Source organism: Vaginella massiliensis (assembly GCF_900089075.1).
GTDB lineage: Bacteria > Bacteroidota > Bacteroidia > Flavobacteriales > Weeksellaceae > Weeksella > Weeksella massiliensis_A.
The window spans coordinates 511,368-526,123 of the sequence record NZ_LT593747.1 but is presented as its reverse complement, the minus strand read 5'-3'; the positions used below and the strand labels follow the sequence as shown (position 1 = coordinate 526,123).

Annotated in this window: 14 protein-coding genes; 11 read left to right on the top strand and 3 right to left on the bottom strand. The window is 37.7% G+C overall.

Translation table 11 applies throughout. The features are described from left to right. Window positions 1-38 precede the first annotated feature (38 nt). Window positions 39-1,568: an IS1182 family transposase gene (locus tag BN8061_RS09815; protein WP_068598857.1), complete on the top strand. Its 1,530-nt coding sequence runs from the start codon at window positions 39-41 to the stop codon at window positions 1,566-1,568. A gap of 112 nt (window positions 1,569-1,680) precedes the next feature. On the opposite strand, the gene dnaG is transcribed toward BN8061_RS09815, so the two are convergent. Further along, window positions 1,681-3,612 carry a DNA primase gene (dnaG, locus tag BN8061_RS09810; protein WP_068599551.1) on the bottom strand — a complete coding sequence of 644 codons (1,932 nt, stop codon included), beginning with the start codon at window positions 3,610-3,612 and terminating at the stop codon, window positions 1,681-1,683. 88 nt (window positions 3,613-3,700) lie between these two features. Here dnaG and BN8061_RS09805 point away from each other — a divergent pair, with 88 nt between their 5' ends. Then, window positions 3,701-4,768, top strand: coding sequence for a glycosyltransferase family 9 protein (locus tag BN8061_RS09805; protein WP_068598850.1), 1,068 nt, complete (start codon window positions 3,701-3,703; stop codon window positions 4,766-4,768). Between the two features lie 23 nt (window positions 4,769-4,791). On the opposite strand, the gene BN8061_RS09800 is transcribed toward BN8061_RS09805, so the two are convergent. Continuing rightward, on the bottom strand, window positions 4,792-5,616 hold the full coding sequence (locus tag BN8061_RS09800) for a glycosyltransferase family 2 protein (protein WP_068598848.1): 825 nt from the start codon (window positions 5,614-5,616) through the stop codon (window positions 4,792-4,794). An 85-nt stretch (window positions 5,617-5,701) separates the two neighbouring features. On the opposite strand from BN8061_RS09800, the gene BN8061_RS09795 reads away from it, so the two are divergent. The 3 genes from BN8061_RS09795 to BN8061_RS09785 are packed head-to-tail and all read left to right on the top strand — an operon-like array spanning window position 5,702 to window position 8,259. Continuing rightward, window positions 5,702-6,460 carry a glycosyltransferase family 2 protein gene (locus tag BN8061_RS09795; protein WP_068599549.1) on the top strand — a complete coding sequence of 253 codons (759 nt, stop codon included), beginning with the start codon at window positions 5,702-5,704 and terminating at the stop codon, window positions 6,458-6,460. A gap of 7 nt (window positions 6,461-6,467) precedes the next feature. Beyond that, window positions 6,468-7,346, top strand: a complete 879-nt coding sequence (gene fabD / locus BN8061_RS09790; protein ID WP_068598846.1) for an ACP S-malonyltransferase — start codon at window positions 6,468-6,470, stop codon at window positions 7,344-7,346. 1 nt (window position 7,347) lies between these two features. Then, complete coding sequence (locus tag BN8061_RS09785; protein ID WP_068598844.1) at window positions 7,348-8,259, top strand: GYDIA family GHMP kinase; 912 nt, start codon at window positions 7,348-7,350, stop codon at window positions 8,257-8,259. A 6-nt stretch (window positions 8,260-8,265) separates the two neighbouring features. On the opposite strand, the gene BN8061_RS09780 is transcribed toward BN8061_RS09785, so the two are convergent. Further along, a complete protein-coding gene (locus BN8061_RS09780; protein WP_068598842.1) occupies window positions 8,266-9,045 on the bottom strand; it encodes a Kdo domain containing protein in 780 nt (259 codons plus the stop codon). Window positions 9,046-9,098: 53 nt separating this feature from the next. Between BN8061_RS09780 and BN8061_RS09775 the strand changes: the two genes are divergently transcribed. From BN8061_RS09775 to BN8061_RS09750, 6 genes are all read left to right on the top strand, one after another. Further along, window positions 9,099-9,911, top strand: coding sequence for a glycosyltransferase family 2 protein (locus BN8061_RS09775; protein ID WP_094745940.1), 813 nt, complete (start codon window positions 9,099-9,101; stop codon window positions 9,909-9,911). Further along, complete coding sequence (locus BN8061_RS09770) at window positions 9,908-10,834, top strand: glycosyltransferase family 2 protein (RefSeq protein ID WP_068598840.1); 927 nt, start codon at window positions 9,908-9,910, stop codon at window positions 10,832-10,834. Before BN8061_RS09775 ends, BN8061_RS09770 begins: the two co-directional genes overlap by 4 nt. Window positions 10,835-10,904: 70 nt before the next feature. Further along, window positions 10,905-11,459, top strand: a complete 555-nt coding sequence (locus tag BN8061_RS09765) for an L-threonylcarbamoyladenylate synthase (RefSeq protein WP_068598838.1) — start codon at window positions 10,905-10,907, stop codon at window positions 11,457-11,459. Window positions 11,460-11,492: 33 nt separating this feature from the next. Then, window positions 11,493-12,911, top strand: coding sequence for a CCA tRNA nucleotidyltransferase (locus BN8061_RS09760; RefSeq protein WP_068598837.1), 1,419 nt, complete (start codon window positions 11,493-11,495; stop codon window positions 12,909-12,911). A gap of 6 nt (window positions 12,912-12,917) precedes the next feature. Beyond that, window positions 12,918-13,430 carry an IS1096 element passenger TnpR family protein gene (locus BN8061_RS09755; RefSeq protein ID WP_068598834.1) on the top strand — a complete coding sequence of 171 codons (513 nt, stop codon included), beginning with the start codon at window positions 12,918-12,920 and terminating at the stop codon, window positions 13,428-13,430. A 92-nt stretch (window positions 13,431-13,522) separates the two neighbouring features. Beyond that, a complete protein-coding gene (locus BN8061_RS09750; protein WP_068598832.1) occupies window positions 13,523-14,749 on the top strand; it encodes a porin in 1,227 nt (408 codons plus the stop codon). Window positions 14,750-14,756: the final 7 nt, after the last annotated feature.

Sequence of the window (14,756 nt, the reverse complement as noted above, 5' to 3'; positions counted from 1 at the left end):
TAGAATTCACTATATTTAACTACTTAATTTTCAGCGAAATGAACTATAGAATTAAAGAATATAACCAATCCCAAAACTGGTTATTTCCACCTTCGATAGAAGAATTAATTCCGACTAATCATCCAGTAAGAATCGTAAACAACGTAGTTGAGAAGATAGACTTAAAACCTCTTTTAGAAACTTACAGTCGGGAAGGACATCCTAGTTATCATCCAAAAATGATGCTCAAAGTGATGGTTTACGCTTATATGGACAATATTTATTCCAGTAGAAAGATCGAAAAAGCCCTCAATGAGAACATAAACTTTATGTGGCTTTCTGGTAGAGAAAGCATCGACCATAATACGATAGCCCGATTTCGAAGCAATAAGTTAAAAGCCGTATTCAAAGACATCTTCAAACAAGTGGTATTGCTTTTGGCAGAAGAAAAATTAGTGAGTCTCAAACGAGTTTATACAGACGGCACCAAAATAGAATCGGTAGCTGGAAGATACACCTTTGTCTGGGGAAATTCCATCAAGACCAATCGGGAGAAAATGATCAAACAATTAGAGGATATGTGGCAATACGCGCAGTGCGTTGCTGATGAAGAAGACCAAGATCCCGAGCCACCGCAGTTCAAAAAACTTGATCCTGAAAAAGTCCAACAAGCCGCAGATAAAATCAACCGAATCCTAAAAGAAAAGTCTGACGATCCAAAGAAAAAAGCCAAATCCCGTTACATCCAAAAGAATTTTGCGCCGAACTTAAAGAAATACCAAGAACAAGAAAAGTTACTACAAGAACGCAACTCCTACAGCAAAACCGATCCCGATGCGACCTTTATGCGCATGAAGGACGACCACATGCAGAACGGACAATTAAAACCCGGCTACAATGCACAAATCAGCACCGAAAACCAAATCATCGTCAACTATACCTTACATCAAGACACCAACGACATTCATACTTTAAAACCTCATTTAGAAAACCATAAAAAACTCTACAATGAGCTTCCCGAAGAACTCACCGCAGATGCAGGATACGGAAGTGAAGAAAATTACGAACTTTTGGAGGACAAAGCAATCAAAGCCTTTGTAAAGTTCAACACCTTTGACCAAGAACAAGGCAAATCAAAGAAAAGAAAAAATCCCAAACCCTTTGAACGAGACTCACTCTATTATAATGAAGCGCAAGATTTTTATGTATGCCCGATGGGACAACGTATGGACAAGCGCGGTGAGCGAAAAGTCCAAACAAAGTCAGGATATAAGCAAACCTATAGTTGTTATAGCGCTAAAAACTGCAATGGATGTCCGCTCAGAAGCCAGTGCTTCAAGGGGAAAAACAACAGGACAGTAGAAAGGAACCATAAATTAGAATACCACAAACAAAAAGCAAGAGAACTTCTCACATCCGATATCGGAGAAATAAGAAGAAAACAAAGAACTGCTGATGTCGAACCTACATTTGCCCAACTCAAACACAACCGAAACTTCAAAAGATTTACCCTAAAAGGAATTGAAAAAGTGGAATTAGAGTTCGGATTGCATGCTTTAGCTCATAATCTGAAAAAGATGAGTGCGTAAACAAGAATAATAACTCATCTTTTTCTAAATTATTAAATTGAGTTGGTTTTTGACCTCAATTTTTTAATCATAAAAAAACCGTCCCGATTTTATAAACGAGACGGCTTCTTTTTTATACAATTCTATTCAGAAAATGGTTCAGATAATTTTTAATCTTTGTCAACTTCATCACCTTTTCCAAAAGTTCTACTCGAGCCTGACCGTCAAAATCTTCACTTTGGGTCAACGGTAAAAGATTTTTGATTTGATTTTGAATGTATAAACTCTTGAAATTGAGCAAAGTATCGCGTACCTCACGGTCTACATTATGCTCAATATCTTTGATGAAAATCTGTTGTTTTTCTTTCCAGTTTTTACTTACATGATAGGGGGAAATCAGTGCCTTAGATGTAAAATTAGTAATTTCTTCATCCATCATTTTTATAAAAAAATCTCCTGTGCGCAACTCATCGTTTTCGTATCCAAACATCACTTCGTCTAAAATTTTTTGGTAAAAAGGATTTTGCAATTGCAATTGATCGACACTCAATTGTTGTATGATTTCTTCGATTACCGTGGTTTCGTAGCTGTCGTTGTTTTCATCTCTGAGCGAAATGACCTTATCGCCAAACTGTAATATCAGTTGGATTATTTTTTCTTCTATTACCGAAATCGGGTCAACCACTTCTTTCACATTCGACTTCGAAACGCTAAGATTAGTAGAAGTTTGGGTTTGTTTTTTCGATGCCGAAACCTTTTGTCTGTTGCTGTGTTGCGCCAATTCTTTGAACAAAACTTCGCTGCTCAACTGCATCAACTTGGCGGTCTCTTCTATGTAGATTTCTTGTTGTATAAGATTGGGAATGAGCGATATACTTTGTACAATATCTCGTGTGAGAGCTGCCTTTTTTATGGGGTCATTCTTTGTTTCATCCATCAAAATTTTAGCTTTGAATCGGATAAAATCGGTTGAATTTTCCTTTATAAAACTTTTAATATCTTCTTCGCTATGCTTTTGCGCAAAAGAATCCGGGTCTTCTCCATCAGGAAAAAGCAAAACCCTAACATTCATTTCCTGCTCCAAAATCAGGTCGATTCCTCTGAAAGAAGCTCTTATTCCCGCTGCGTCACCGTCATACAAAATGGTAATATTGGGCGTAAGGCGTTTGATGAGTAAAATTTGATCTTTGGTAAGCGCCGTTCCAGAGCTGGCAACCACGTTTTCTATACCCGCCTGATGCAAAGAAATAACATCGGTATAGCCTTCTACCAAAAGGCATTCGTTGTTTTTAACAATGCGTTGTTTTGCCTGAAATAGTCCGTATAAAATTTTACTCTTATGGTAAATATCATTTTCGGGTGAGTTGAGGTATTTTGCTGCATTTTTGCGATCGTTCCTTAGAATTCGTCCACCAAACCCCAAGGTTCTTCCAGAATAGCTAAAAATCGGAAATATGACTCGTTCGCGAAATCGGTCGAATTTTTTATCGTCTTTATACACCACCAAACCCGATTGTTCTAAGACTTTTTTAGAATAGCCTTTCGCTTCGCCGTATTGGGCAAATGCATCCCAAGAAGCAGGCGAGTAGCCCAACTGAAATTTTTCAATCGTCGACTTCGAGAAACCTCTTTCTTTAAAATAGCTTAAACCAATCGCTTTTCCTTCTTCTGTCTCGTGCAATTGGTGTTGAAAAAATTGATTGGCAGCTTCTGTAACCAAAAATAGACTTTCTTTGTTTTTGGCAACCTCGTCTCTTTCGGGGTCGAAGGTATTGTCTTCTTCGATTTCGATTTGGTACTTTTTTGCCAACCATCGCAACGCCTCTGGATAGGAGTATTGCTCGATCTCCATCAGAAAAGTTACCACATTTCCTCCTTTGCCAGTAGAGAAATCTTTCCAGATTTGCTTGGCAGGTGAAACCACAAACGAAGGCGTTTTTTCGTCGGTAAATGGCGAAAGTCCTTTGAGATTTGCACCCGTTCTTTTCAGTTGTACAAAATCACCAATTACCTCTTCTACACGCGCTGTATTGAAAATTTGATCTATACTCGATTGCGATATCACGTTTGTAAAAATATTTTTTTTGTCTAACAAAGGTATCGAAGTCAGGTTAATTTGACTAATATATCGACATTATTTATACATTTACACCATGAATCATCAGAAAATTTTGGTCATACAAGAAAAAATGATCGGCGATGTGCTCATCAGCACTCTGATTTGTAATAATCTGAAGAATAAATTTCCGAATGCCGCTATACATTATCTGGTTGCACCCAATACGTTGCCAGTATTACAAGGCAATCCCAACATAGACCAATTGGTAATTTTTGGTGATTTGCAAAAGAATAATTTGCTAGAATTCTACGATTTTTTGCGTAGCATTCGCGCTTCGGAATACGATGTGGTGATCGATGCGTATGGTAAAATTGGCAGTAATTTGATTACTTTTTATTCGGGTGCAAAAAAAAGAATTGGGTATAAAGAAAAAAATAGATTGGGTGTCTATAATACAAAATTACCTTATTTAGAACATAAAAAAACATCAAAAGGCTTGGCAATCGAGCGAAGATTAGAACTTCTAAAACCCTTTATGGACGAAGCCGAAATGGATTATTTACCAAAAATCTTTTTGAACAATCGCGAATTAGAAATGGGGAAGAAGATGGTAGAAACTATTGCAGAAACGACTATTTGCATGGTGAGTTTGTTTGGCAGTTCTCCAAACAAATCTTACCCTTCGGCGTATATGGTGAAAATTTTAGATACAATTGCAAAACAAGATAATATAACCATTTTGTTTAATATTCTACCCAATCAACAGGCAGAGGCAAAAAAGATTTTCGAAGCGTGTTTGCCTCAAACCCAAGCCAAAATCAACACTGCTATTCAAGGAAAAGGCTTACGAGATTTTATTGTATTAATGAATTTTTGTGATGTTTTGGTCGGAAATGACGGCGGCGCAGTGAATATCTCTAAAGCCTTGAACAAACCTACTTTTACCATTTTTTCGCCTTGGGTGCCAAAAGAAATTTGGAGCATCTTAGATGATGGGATAAAGCATGTGGGCGTGCATCTAAAAGATTTTGATCCTCAACTGATCGAAGGCAAGAGCGAGCATCGTCTAAAAAAACAATTCGCCGAATTGTACCAAGATTTTTCACCCGAGTTTTTCACCAATCAATTGAGCGAGTTTTTAACAAGACATCAAAAAAAGTAGCGAAAAACTGATAGGGTAAAAAACTATAATTTTTCTTGTATACCGTAATTGGTCCACGTAATTTTTTCTGTTACGGTTTTTTCTCGGATGTTGTTGTTCTTTTTCCAGCCAGAAGGTTTTTCGTAATTTCTATCGTGATCCAAATGCACGCAAATCGCAGAGAATCTTATCTGTTTGGCTTTTATTCCGTTGTTGTACAATCTTTCGCCCAATTCTCTATCTTCGCCGCCATAAACCATGCGTTCGTCGAAACCATTTACGGCTAAAATATCTTTTTTCCAACCAGAAGAATTATGTCCGTTCCAAGTTGATGCCGTGGTCGTGATGCGGTTCATGATGCTTTTGAGCAATGGACTTCGATGAAGTTTGGCGAGTTTAAAATTGTTTTTCTGTCCTTTTTCTATCAGCCAATTTTTATCGAAACATAATTGATTTTCGATGTCGCTTTTCTTTATTTCGTTAGAAACAGTGCGATTTAGTTTGATGTATCCGCCCGAAAGGTAATGTTTATGAGTCCTATAAGCAATATGCGTGGTGATGAAGTCTTTTCGCGGAATGCAATCTCCGTCGGTAAAAATCAAATAGTCTGAGTTGCTCGCCATGATGGCTTTGTTCAATATTAAAGTCTTCCTGAAACCTAAATCTTCTTGCCACACATGTTTTATAGGGAAAAATGTTTTGTTTCGATAACGCTCGATGAGCGCTTTGGTTTCTTCGGTTGAACCATCGTCTGCTATAATCAATTCAAAATCTCTAAAATCTTGTTGCATATACCCAATCAAAACTTTTTCTAACCACAGCGGTTGATTATAGGTGCTTACGATAACGCTTGTAGAGAATTTCTTCATGTGGTCTTGTGTTTTTATTCAACAGCATAAATATAATTTATTTTTCTTAATGTTTTTAACATTTTTGCATAATATTGCAATTGTAATGGAGAAAATTTCTGCGTTGCTCATCGCATACAATGAGGCTCAATGGATTAAGGATTATCTGCATCAGTTAGATTTTGTAGACGAGATTGTAATTGTAGACTCTTACAGCACCGATGAAATTCAGAAAATTGCCTTAAAAAATCCGAAAGTTAGATTCTATAAGAGAGCTTTTGACAATTTTGCCAACCAAAGAAATTATGCACTCTCGCTGGCGCAACATTCTTGGGTACTTTTTCTAGATGCAGACGAGTTTATAACGCCTGCTTTAGAAGAAGAGATAAAACATCGTGTGCAGCATCCTAATGGAAGTGTCGCATTCAAGATCAAAAGAAAATTCTATTTTTTGGGTAAACCCATTCATTTTTCTGGGCTCAATCTCGATCAAGCCTACCGATTGTTCGATAAACGATTTTGCCGATACGACGACAAAACATTCGTGCACGAACGCTTGATTGTCGACGGAAAATCTGAGGTCTTGCAAGGGACATTGCATCATTATTCTGTCACCAACATCAATACCTATAAGGTGAAACTCGATTATTATTCTAGGCTGAAGGCGAGTCAGTTACATAAAGAAAACCTAAAACCAACAGCGTTTCATTTCTATATCAAACCAAGTGTAAGGTTTTTTATACAATATTTTATAAAGTTGGGAATTTTAGACGGTTGTGCTGGTTTACAGTTGGCTTATCTTAATGCAAAAGCTGTATATTTACGCTATTATTATTTAAACAAATTGATAAAAAACATAAAATAAATCGATGATGAAAGCATACGTTTTTCCTGGTCAAGGTGCCCAATTTACAGGAATGGGCAAAGATTTATACGATAATCATACAGAAGCCAAACAATTATTCGATAAAGCCAACGAAATTTTAGGATTCGACATTGCCAAAATTATGTTCGAAGGAGATGCAGAAGACCTGAAACAAACCAAAGTTACTCAGCCTGCAGTATTTTTACATTCGGTAATTTTGGCAAAATGCCTACCCGATTTCGAGCCAGCTATGGTTGCTGGTCACTCGTTGGGCGAGATTTCTGCTTTGGTTGCGGCAAAGGTTTTGGATTTCGAGGCGGGACTAAAATTGGTCTACAAAAGAGCCATGGCAATGCAAAGTGCTTGTGAGGCTACACCTTCTACTATGGCAGCAATCCTTGGTTTAGACGATAGCGTTGTAGAAAATATTTGTAAAGAAATTGAAGGTGTAGTGGTCGCAGCAAACTACAATTGTCCAGGGCAGTTGGTGATTTCGGGTGAAATACCTGCGGTAGAAAAGGCTTGCGAACAATTGAAAGAAGCTGGTGCTAAAAGAGCGCTATTGTTGCCTGTTGGCGGTGCTTTTCATTCGCCTCTGATGAAACCTGCAGAAGAAGAATTGGCAAAAGCGATAGAAGAAACTTCTTTTGGTCAACCAATATGTCCAGTCTACCAGAATGTAACAACAACCGCAGTAACCAATCCAGAAGAGTTGAAGAAAAATTTAATAGCTCAGCTTACTGCTCCAGTAAAGTGGACACAATCGGTGCAAAATATGATTGCCGATGGCGCAACCGATTTTGTAGAAGTTGGTCCAGGAAATACATTACAAGGATTGATAAAGAAAATTAATCGAGAAGTAAACACTTCTTCTGCTCAATTATAACATGAAAACTTACCGTGCCAACGGAAAATTACTACTCATTGGTGAATATATTGTAACCGATGGAGCCAAAGCTTTGGCATTGCCCACCAAACGTGGGCAATGCCTTTCTGTAATTGAAGCGTCGAGCTCATCCAATTCGATACTAGAATGGACGGCCAAAAAAGCTGATGAGACTTTGTGGTTTTCGGCTGAAATCGATCTGATTAGCTTTGGAATAATTAGCTGTACAGATAGGAAGTTGGGCGAATCGCTTCTGCATATTCTAAAGCAAGCTCTTGAATTAAAACCTCATTTTTTTGAAAAAAATAAGCGATATTGCCTCGAAACAAAGTTAGAATATCCGCAAGAATGGGGTTTGGGAAGCAGTTCTACACTCTTGGATTTGTTGTCACAATGGATGGATATTGATGTTTTTGAGCTGAACCACAAGACCTTCAAAACCAGTGGTTACGATGTGGCGTGTGCCCGACATTTCAGCCCGATTATTTTTCAAAATTCACCTACCAATATCGTTCAAGAAATTTCTTTGAAATGGAATTTTTTAGATGAGCTTTATTTTGTTTATCTCAACAAAAAGCAAGATACCCAAGCCGTTGTTGGCAACCATTATAAAAACAAACCTAAAGATAAACAACTCATTCAGCGATTGAATCAAATGGTAATCGATTTGCAAAATGTCTCCACTTTAGAAGATTTAGAAATTATTTTGGACGATTATCAAACACAATTAGGTGCGTTTATGCAATTGCCGAAAGTGAAAGACGCATTATTCCCAGATTACGAAGGAGAGGTGAAAAGTTTGGGTGCTTGGGGAGGCGATTTTGTCATGATGACTTATCGTTCGGGCATGTACGATTATTTAGCCAACAAAGGATATACCACCATCATTCCTTATCGCGAGTTGGTTTTTTGAGTTTTGCTATTGTTTTCCAAATAATTTTTTCAAACGTTTTTTGCGTGCCTGTTTTTTGTGAAATTTTTCCTGAAATTTTTCGGTTCCAGCCCACATTTTTTCTACAATTTCTTCTTCGGGTAGTTGCATAAGTCTGGCGTATTCTTTAGCCATGATTTCTACCGATTCACGGTGAGGGGTGAGCCTTACAAAATTATTGATCCGCTGCTCCAAAGTCATCGAATCGTGAAATTTCATACGGTTGAGATCAACCAAATAGAAATCGTAGGTGCCATTTTTATGGTCCACGATCAACGTGTTTCCGGGCGAATGATCGAGGAATTCTATACCGGCTTGGTGTAGGGCAAAAGTGAATTGGGTAAACTGCCTCAAAACATTCTCGAAATCAGGAAAATTGGGCGTATGAACCACTTCTCTATAAGTGAAATCGTTATCTAAAAACGCACAAAAATAATAAGCATCTAAGAAAAATAAGCCAGTTCTGTTTTCTGCATAAGCAATTGGAGTCGGAGTTTTGAAACCTTTTTCAATCAGTAAGTTAGCGTAATCGAAAGAGCGTTTCGCTTTCGAATCTCTGAAAAAACGATAAATAATTTTATTGAAAAAATTGGGAATTTTAAATGCTTTTATGGTGCAAATTTCACCGTTTTTTAGTCTGATTTTTTTGATCGAATTCCTGCTGCCTTTCGCTAAATAGTCTCGATTGTTAGCAAAATCATCAATGGCATTTTCTATCACATTTCTATTGGTTTCGGCGGCGGTATTCAACACAATTTTTCTGCTCATTTTATGGCTATTGTTCTCTTTTTAAGCAAATGTAAAAACTTTTTATCGAAGATATGTTTATTTTTGTAGGTATGAAGACAAGTGCAAGTTTGGTTTTATCGACCTACAATTGGGCAGAAGCATTGGAATTGGTATTGAAAAGCATTCTAAATCAAACCTATTTGCCCAACGAAGTGATCATTGCAGATGATGGTTCGGGGGAGGATACGAAAACTGTTGTCGATAATTTCAAAAAAAAGTATCCTAATAAAGTGGTGCATGTTTGGCAAGAAGATCAAGGAAATAGAAAAGCAAAAATCATGAATAAAGCCATTGCCAAAGCCACTTCAGATTATATCATCAATATAGATGGAGATGTAATTTTGCATCCGAAATTTGTAGAAGATCACCTATCGTTAGCTCAAAAAAATACTTATCTTTATGGATCTCGGGTCAATATTCAGCAAAGTAAACTGAATGATCTTTTTCTAAATAAAAATTTGAATTTTCATTTTTTTTCGAGAGGAATAAAAAAAAGAGGTCGTACGCTACGAATTCCCTTTTTGGCACAACAGCAAAATAAACACGCTAATTTTTCATCTAAAATGCGCGGATGCAATTTCTCTTTTTGGCGAGAAGATTTCATTAAAGTGAATGGTTATAACGAAGAGATAACAGGCTGGGGTAGAGAAGATTCTGAATTGGTTTTGAGGATGCACAACGCTGGAATTTTTGCCAAACGCCTCAAATTCTCTGGGATAGTCTATCATATTTATCATCACGAGCAGAGCAAAGTTTTTTTGGATCAAAATAACAAAATACAACAAAAAACGATAGATCAACAACTAACATTTTCGCCAAAAGGCATAGATCAGTATTTGGAATGATAGACTTAAGCATCGTAAGCATCAACTACAATACAAGTCAGGCAACTATTGTATTGATAAAGAGTATTATAGAAAAAACAACTCGATTGAAATATGAAATTATCATTGTAGATAATGCATCGGAAAAGGAAGATTTTTTGCGTTTACAAAATTTTATAAAAGAACAAAAAAATCCCAACCTAAAACTCGTCAGAAGCAATATCAATACAGGATTCGGAAAAGGAAACAATATTGGTTATCAGGCAACTTCTATTAGTCGATATGTGGCTTTTATCAACAACGATGTCGAACTATTGGACGATTGTTTTTGGGTGCTAAAGGGTTATCTCGATGAGCATCCGGCCGTCGGAATTGTTTCGCCGCAATCTGTAAACGAAAATCTACAGTTTGTGCCAACAATAGACCATTTTGCCTCTTGGCAAAGGAAGATTTTTGGTAGGAAAATCTTAGAAATGTTCAACAAAAAGCGATTTCCGAGGCGGTATAAAGTTTACCAACAACCAATCGCGGCAGATTATGTAGCAGGTTCTTTTATGTTGATGCGTCGGCACGATTTTGATAACATAGGAGGTTTCGACGAAAATATTTTCTTGTATTATGAAGAAACAGACCTTTCGCGACGAATGAAAAACATAGGTAAAAAAACAGTGATGATTCCGACCATACGCTACAAACATGTACACGGTTTGAGTACCAAAAACTCTTTAGCCACAAAATTGGAACAAAAAATATCGCTAATTTATGTCATTCGCAAACATCAAGGTTGGTTGGCTTCTCGTCTAATTTTGATGATTTTTGGTATTAAATATTTCTTTTCTAGCCTCATACAGCCCAAAAAGTTTCCACTATTCAAAGCAAGTCTGCAGGGAATGCCTCTTTCGTTATCATTAAAACACAAACAAATTAACAAAGAAATAGACTGAAAAAAAATAAGTTGCGTTGTCGCTGTATCTAGATAATATTTGAGACATTTGCCAGACTAGACAACAGCACATGACGATAGCAGAAATAGTAACACAATTGAAAGAGGGTAAAACCATGTTGTATCCGACCGATACTATTTTGGGGTTGGGATGCAATGCAATGGACGAAGAAGCAATTCAGAAAATCTACGACCTCAAAAAAAGACCAGATGCTAAATCTTTTATTGTGTTGGTAGACACGCCAGCCCGTTTGCAATCGATAGTCGATGTCCCAGAATTGGCTTGGGATCTGATGGATTACAACGAAAAACCGCTGACCATAATCTACGACGATCCAAAAGGTCTACCCCAAAAACTTATCGCTGCCGATCGCACCATCGGCATTCGATTGACCAAAGATCCTTTGTGCATCAAGATTATTCAGGCACTCAAGGCGCCAATCGTATCGACTTCTGCCAATATTTCTGGGCAACCTTCGCCAAGAACAATAGACGAAGTAGATCCAGCGATTATACAAAAGGTTGATTTGGTGTTGGATGAAGTGCACTATTTCGTACCGAAAAGCGAAGCTTCAACCATTATAAAACTAGGAAAAGATCATCAAGTAAAAATTATTCGCCAATAGGCAAAACTTTCTAAAATCTTTTACCTTTGTCGCATGAATCTAGAACAAGCTGTACAACATAAAATCTTCGACGTGATAAGTGAAACTGCAACGCAAATGCAACATGACACTTATGTCATCGGAGGTTATGTACGAGATTTTATCATGCAACGCACGCAGAAGAAAGATATCGATTTTGTTACGGTTGGGAGTGGGATAGAACTCGCTTTGGCAGTTTCTAAAGCTTTAGGAAAAACGTCTAAAGTATCGGTTTTCAAACGTTTTGGTACAGCAATGTTCAAGTACGAAGATAACGATTTGGAATTTGTGGGTGCGCGTAAAGAGAGCTATTCAGAAGACTCTAGAAAGCCTTTTGTAGAAGATGGGACAATAGAAGACGATCAGAAACGTCGTGATTTCACCATCAATGCTTTGGCTATTTCGTTGAATCAGCGCGATTTCGGAACCTTGATAGATCCATTTAATGGCTTAGATGATATCCAAAATAAAATTATCCGAACTCCTTTAGACCCAAAAATCACTTATTCAGACGATCCGCTTCGTATGATGCGTGCGATACGTTTTGCAACGCAATTAGGATTCAACATAGAAGAACAATCTTTCAATGCGATAAAAGAAAATGCAGATCGTATTGCCATTGTTTCGTTCGAACGCGTCATGGATGAATTCAATAAAATAATGCTGACGCCAAAACCATCGGTCGGATTGAAATTGTTGGACGAAGCCAATTTATTAGACTATATTTTACCAGAACTCACCGCCCTCAAAGGCATAGAAGAAATAGAAGGGCAGCGGCACAAAGATAATTTCTATCATACCTTGGAGGTGGTCGATAATATTTCGGTACACACCGATAAATTGTGGTTGCGTTGGGCAGCATTGCTACACGATATCGGCAAAGCAGTAACCAAGCGATTCGATAAGAAAATAGGATGGACCTTTCATTCGCACGAATTTGTAGGTTCGAAAATGGTTTATAAACTCTTCAAACGTTTGAAATTACCATTGGGTTCCGACCTGAAATATGTGCAGAAATTGGTGATGATGAGCTCTCGACCCATTGCAGTCATATCCGAAGAAGCAACCGATTCTGCCATTCGCCGATTGCTGTTCGATGCAGGCGATAGTCTCGAAGATTTGATGACGCTGTGCAAAGCCGATATCACCACCAAAAACGAAAAGAAACAAAAGCGATACATTCGCAATTTCGAGTTGGTAGAAGAGAAAATAAAAGATGTAGAAGAACGCGATCGCATCCGCAATTTTCAACCGCCCATCAGTGGTGAAACAATCATGGAGCTCTACGGTTTGCCACCTTGTAAAGAAGTAGGAATCTTGAAAAACGCCATCAAAGAAGCGATATTAGACGGCGAAATCGAAAATAATTACAATTCTGCCTATAATTATATGGTGGAATATGGAAAAAACTTAAATTTGAAAACGATAAAATAATAGGCAGTGATTTATAAAATTCGTGTAATCCTAGATACAAAGGAGGATGTATTTAGGGATATAGAGATTAAAGAAAAACAAACTTTATTTACCCTTTACAAAGGAATTATCAGCGCATTCAGTTTGCAAGGAGATGAGTTGGCATCATTTTATGAGTCTGATGAAGAGTGGGAACAAGGAAAAGAAATTCCGTTGGAAGACATGTCGGATGACGGAACAGACGAAACCATGGCAGATTTTTATATCAAAGAAGCCTTCACAAAAGTGGGCGATCGAATGATCTTTGTGTACGATTATTTCGACTTGTGGACATTCTTTGTAGAATTGATTGCGATCGAAGACAAGCCAGCAGTACTCAACTATCCACTTACCGTCTACCGTTTTGGTGCAATGCCTCTGAAAGCTCCTAAAAAAGATTTAGAAGTACTCGACATGGAAGAAGAAGACGATATCATGGCGGGCGACGACTCTTTCGACGATCTGCAAATAGACGATGATTTGGATATGGATGATTTGTAAAAAAATATCTTTTTAGAAATAATATCAATTTTAAAGCTTGTGTTTCACAAGCTTTTATATTTGCTATTTTTGCAAAATAAATCTAATCCCTTATGAAATTTAAATTCTTGTTTTTCTTTATTGCTTTGACTTTCGGTACGTTACAAGCACAAACCACAGACTCGATCAAAATCAATAGAATGGACGTTTACGATGCCTCGATGTTACCCTATTACAGCTACGGTAAAGGACTGGGAATGACCTCACCCGATAGTTTGTACCAAGTAAATATTCGATTCAGAATGCAGAATCGGGCAACGTATGCCAAAGACGAAGGCGAAAAAGGAATTTTAGATGGTCAAATTCGCAGATTGAGGTTGAGATTAGACGGATATGTTGGTTCGCCAAAATTTAAATACAGCATGCAACTTTCTTTTGCACCAGAGGATGTTGGTGAGCTAAATGATGGGGGAAATATCAACATTATTCGAGATGCAATGATCAATTACGAACCCAATAAAAATTGGAGTTTTGGGTTTGGACAAACCAAGTTACCTGGGAATAGACAACGCTCCAATTCTTCTGGTGCTTTGCAATTGACCGATCGCTCGATCAATAACTCTGAGTTCAATATCGATCGCGATTTTGGGGCGCAAGTTCAGTACAGCAAGCGTACAGGAAAAGATTTTTCGTACACCATTCGTGGCGCAATCTCAACGGGAGAGGGTAGAAACTGGACCGATTTCAAAGGTACGGGACTCGCTTATACAGGAAAAGTTGAGTTGTTTCCGTTCGGAGCTTTTCTAAACGATGGTTCCAATTTCGAAGGTGACGTAAAACGCGAAACTACACCAAAACTCATGCTCTCTGCAGCCTATAGCTACAACGATGATGCCCGACGAACACAAGGGCAACGCGGCGATATGTTGTTTGATAAACGCGATATCCAATCGTTATTTTTAGACTTGATGTTCAAATATCAAGGTTTTGCCTTTCAGGCGGCTTATATGAATCGTATGGCAGATGATCTTTTTACTTATAACCCAGAAGATGCTACAGATTTCAACTATGTAAGGGCAGGGCATGGACTCGATTTTCAGACGAGTTATATTTTTCAAAATAATTATGAGCTGATCGGTCGTTTTTCGACTAAAAAAGTTGATGAAGCTATTCATCCTTTCAGACCAAATTTAGACCAATACAGTATTGGAGTTACCAAATATATTTGGGAGCACGCATTCAAATTGCAAGCAGAATTGACTTACGAAACAGAGAAATATTTCAATGCAGCGAACAAGTACAATTGGTTTGCTCGCATCCAAATCGAAATTGGTATTTAAGCTAATC

Coding starts and splice junctions, on each gene's coding strand:
- BN8061_RS09815 (WP_068598857.1), top strand. CDS start 39: ATGAACTATAGAATTAAAGAATATAACCAATCCCAAAACTGGTTATTT.
- BN8061_RS09805 (WP_068598850.1), top strand. CDS start 3,701: ATGAATCATCAGAAAATTTTGGTCATACAAGAAAAAATGATCGGCGAT.
- BN8061_RS09800 (WP_068598848.1), bottom strand. CDS start 5,616: ATGAAGAAATTCTCTACAAGCGTTATCGTAAGCACCTATAATCAACCG.
- BN8061_RS09795 (WP_068599549.1), top strand. CDS start 5,702: ATGGAGAAAATTTCTGCGTTGCTCATCGCATACAATGAGGCTCAATGG.
- fabD (WP_068598846.1), top strand. CDS start 6,468: ATGAAAGCATACGTTTTTCCTGGTCAAGGTGCCCAATTTACAGGAATG.
- BN8061_RS09785 (WP_068598844.1), top strand. CDS start 7,348: ATGAAAACTTACCGTGCCAACGGAAAATTACTACTCATTGGTGAATAT.
- BN8061_RS09780 (WP_068598842.1), bottom strand. CDS start 9,045: ATGAGCAGAAAAATTGTGTTGAATACCGCCGCCGAAACCAATAGAAAT.
- BN8061_RS09775 (WP_094745940.1), top strand. CDS start 9,099: ATGTTTATTTTTGTAGGTATGAAGACAAGTGCAAGTTTGGTTTTATCG.
- BN8061_RS09770 (WP_068598840.1), top strand. CDS start 9,908: ATGATAGACTTAAGCATCGTAAGCATCAACTACAATACAAGTCAGGCA.
- BN8061_RS09765 (WP_068598838.1), top strand. CDS start 10,905: ATGACGATAGCAGAAATAGTAACACAATTGAAAGAGGGTAAAACCATG.
- BN8061_RS09760 (WP_068598837.1), top strand. CDS start 11,493: ATGAATCTAGAACAAGCTGTACAACATAAAATCTTCGACGTGATAAGT.
- BN8061_RS09750 (WP_068598832.1), top strand. CDS start 13,523: ATGAAATTTAAATTCTTGTTTTTCTTTATTGCTTTGACTTTCGGTACG.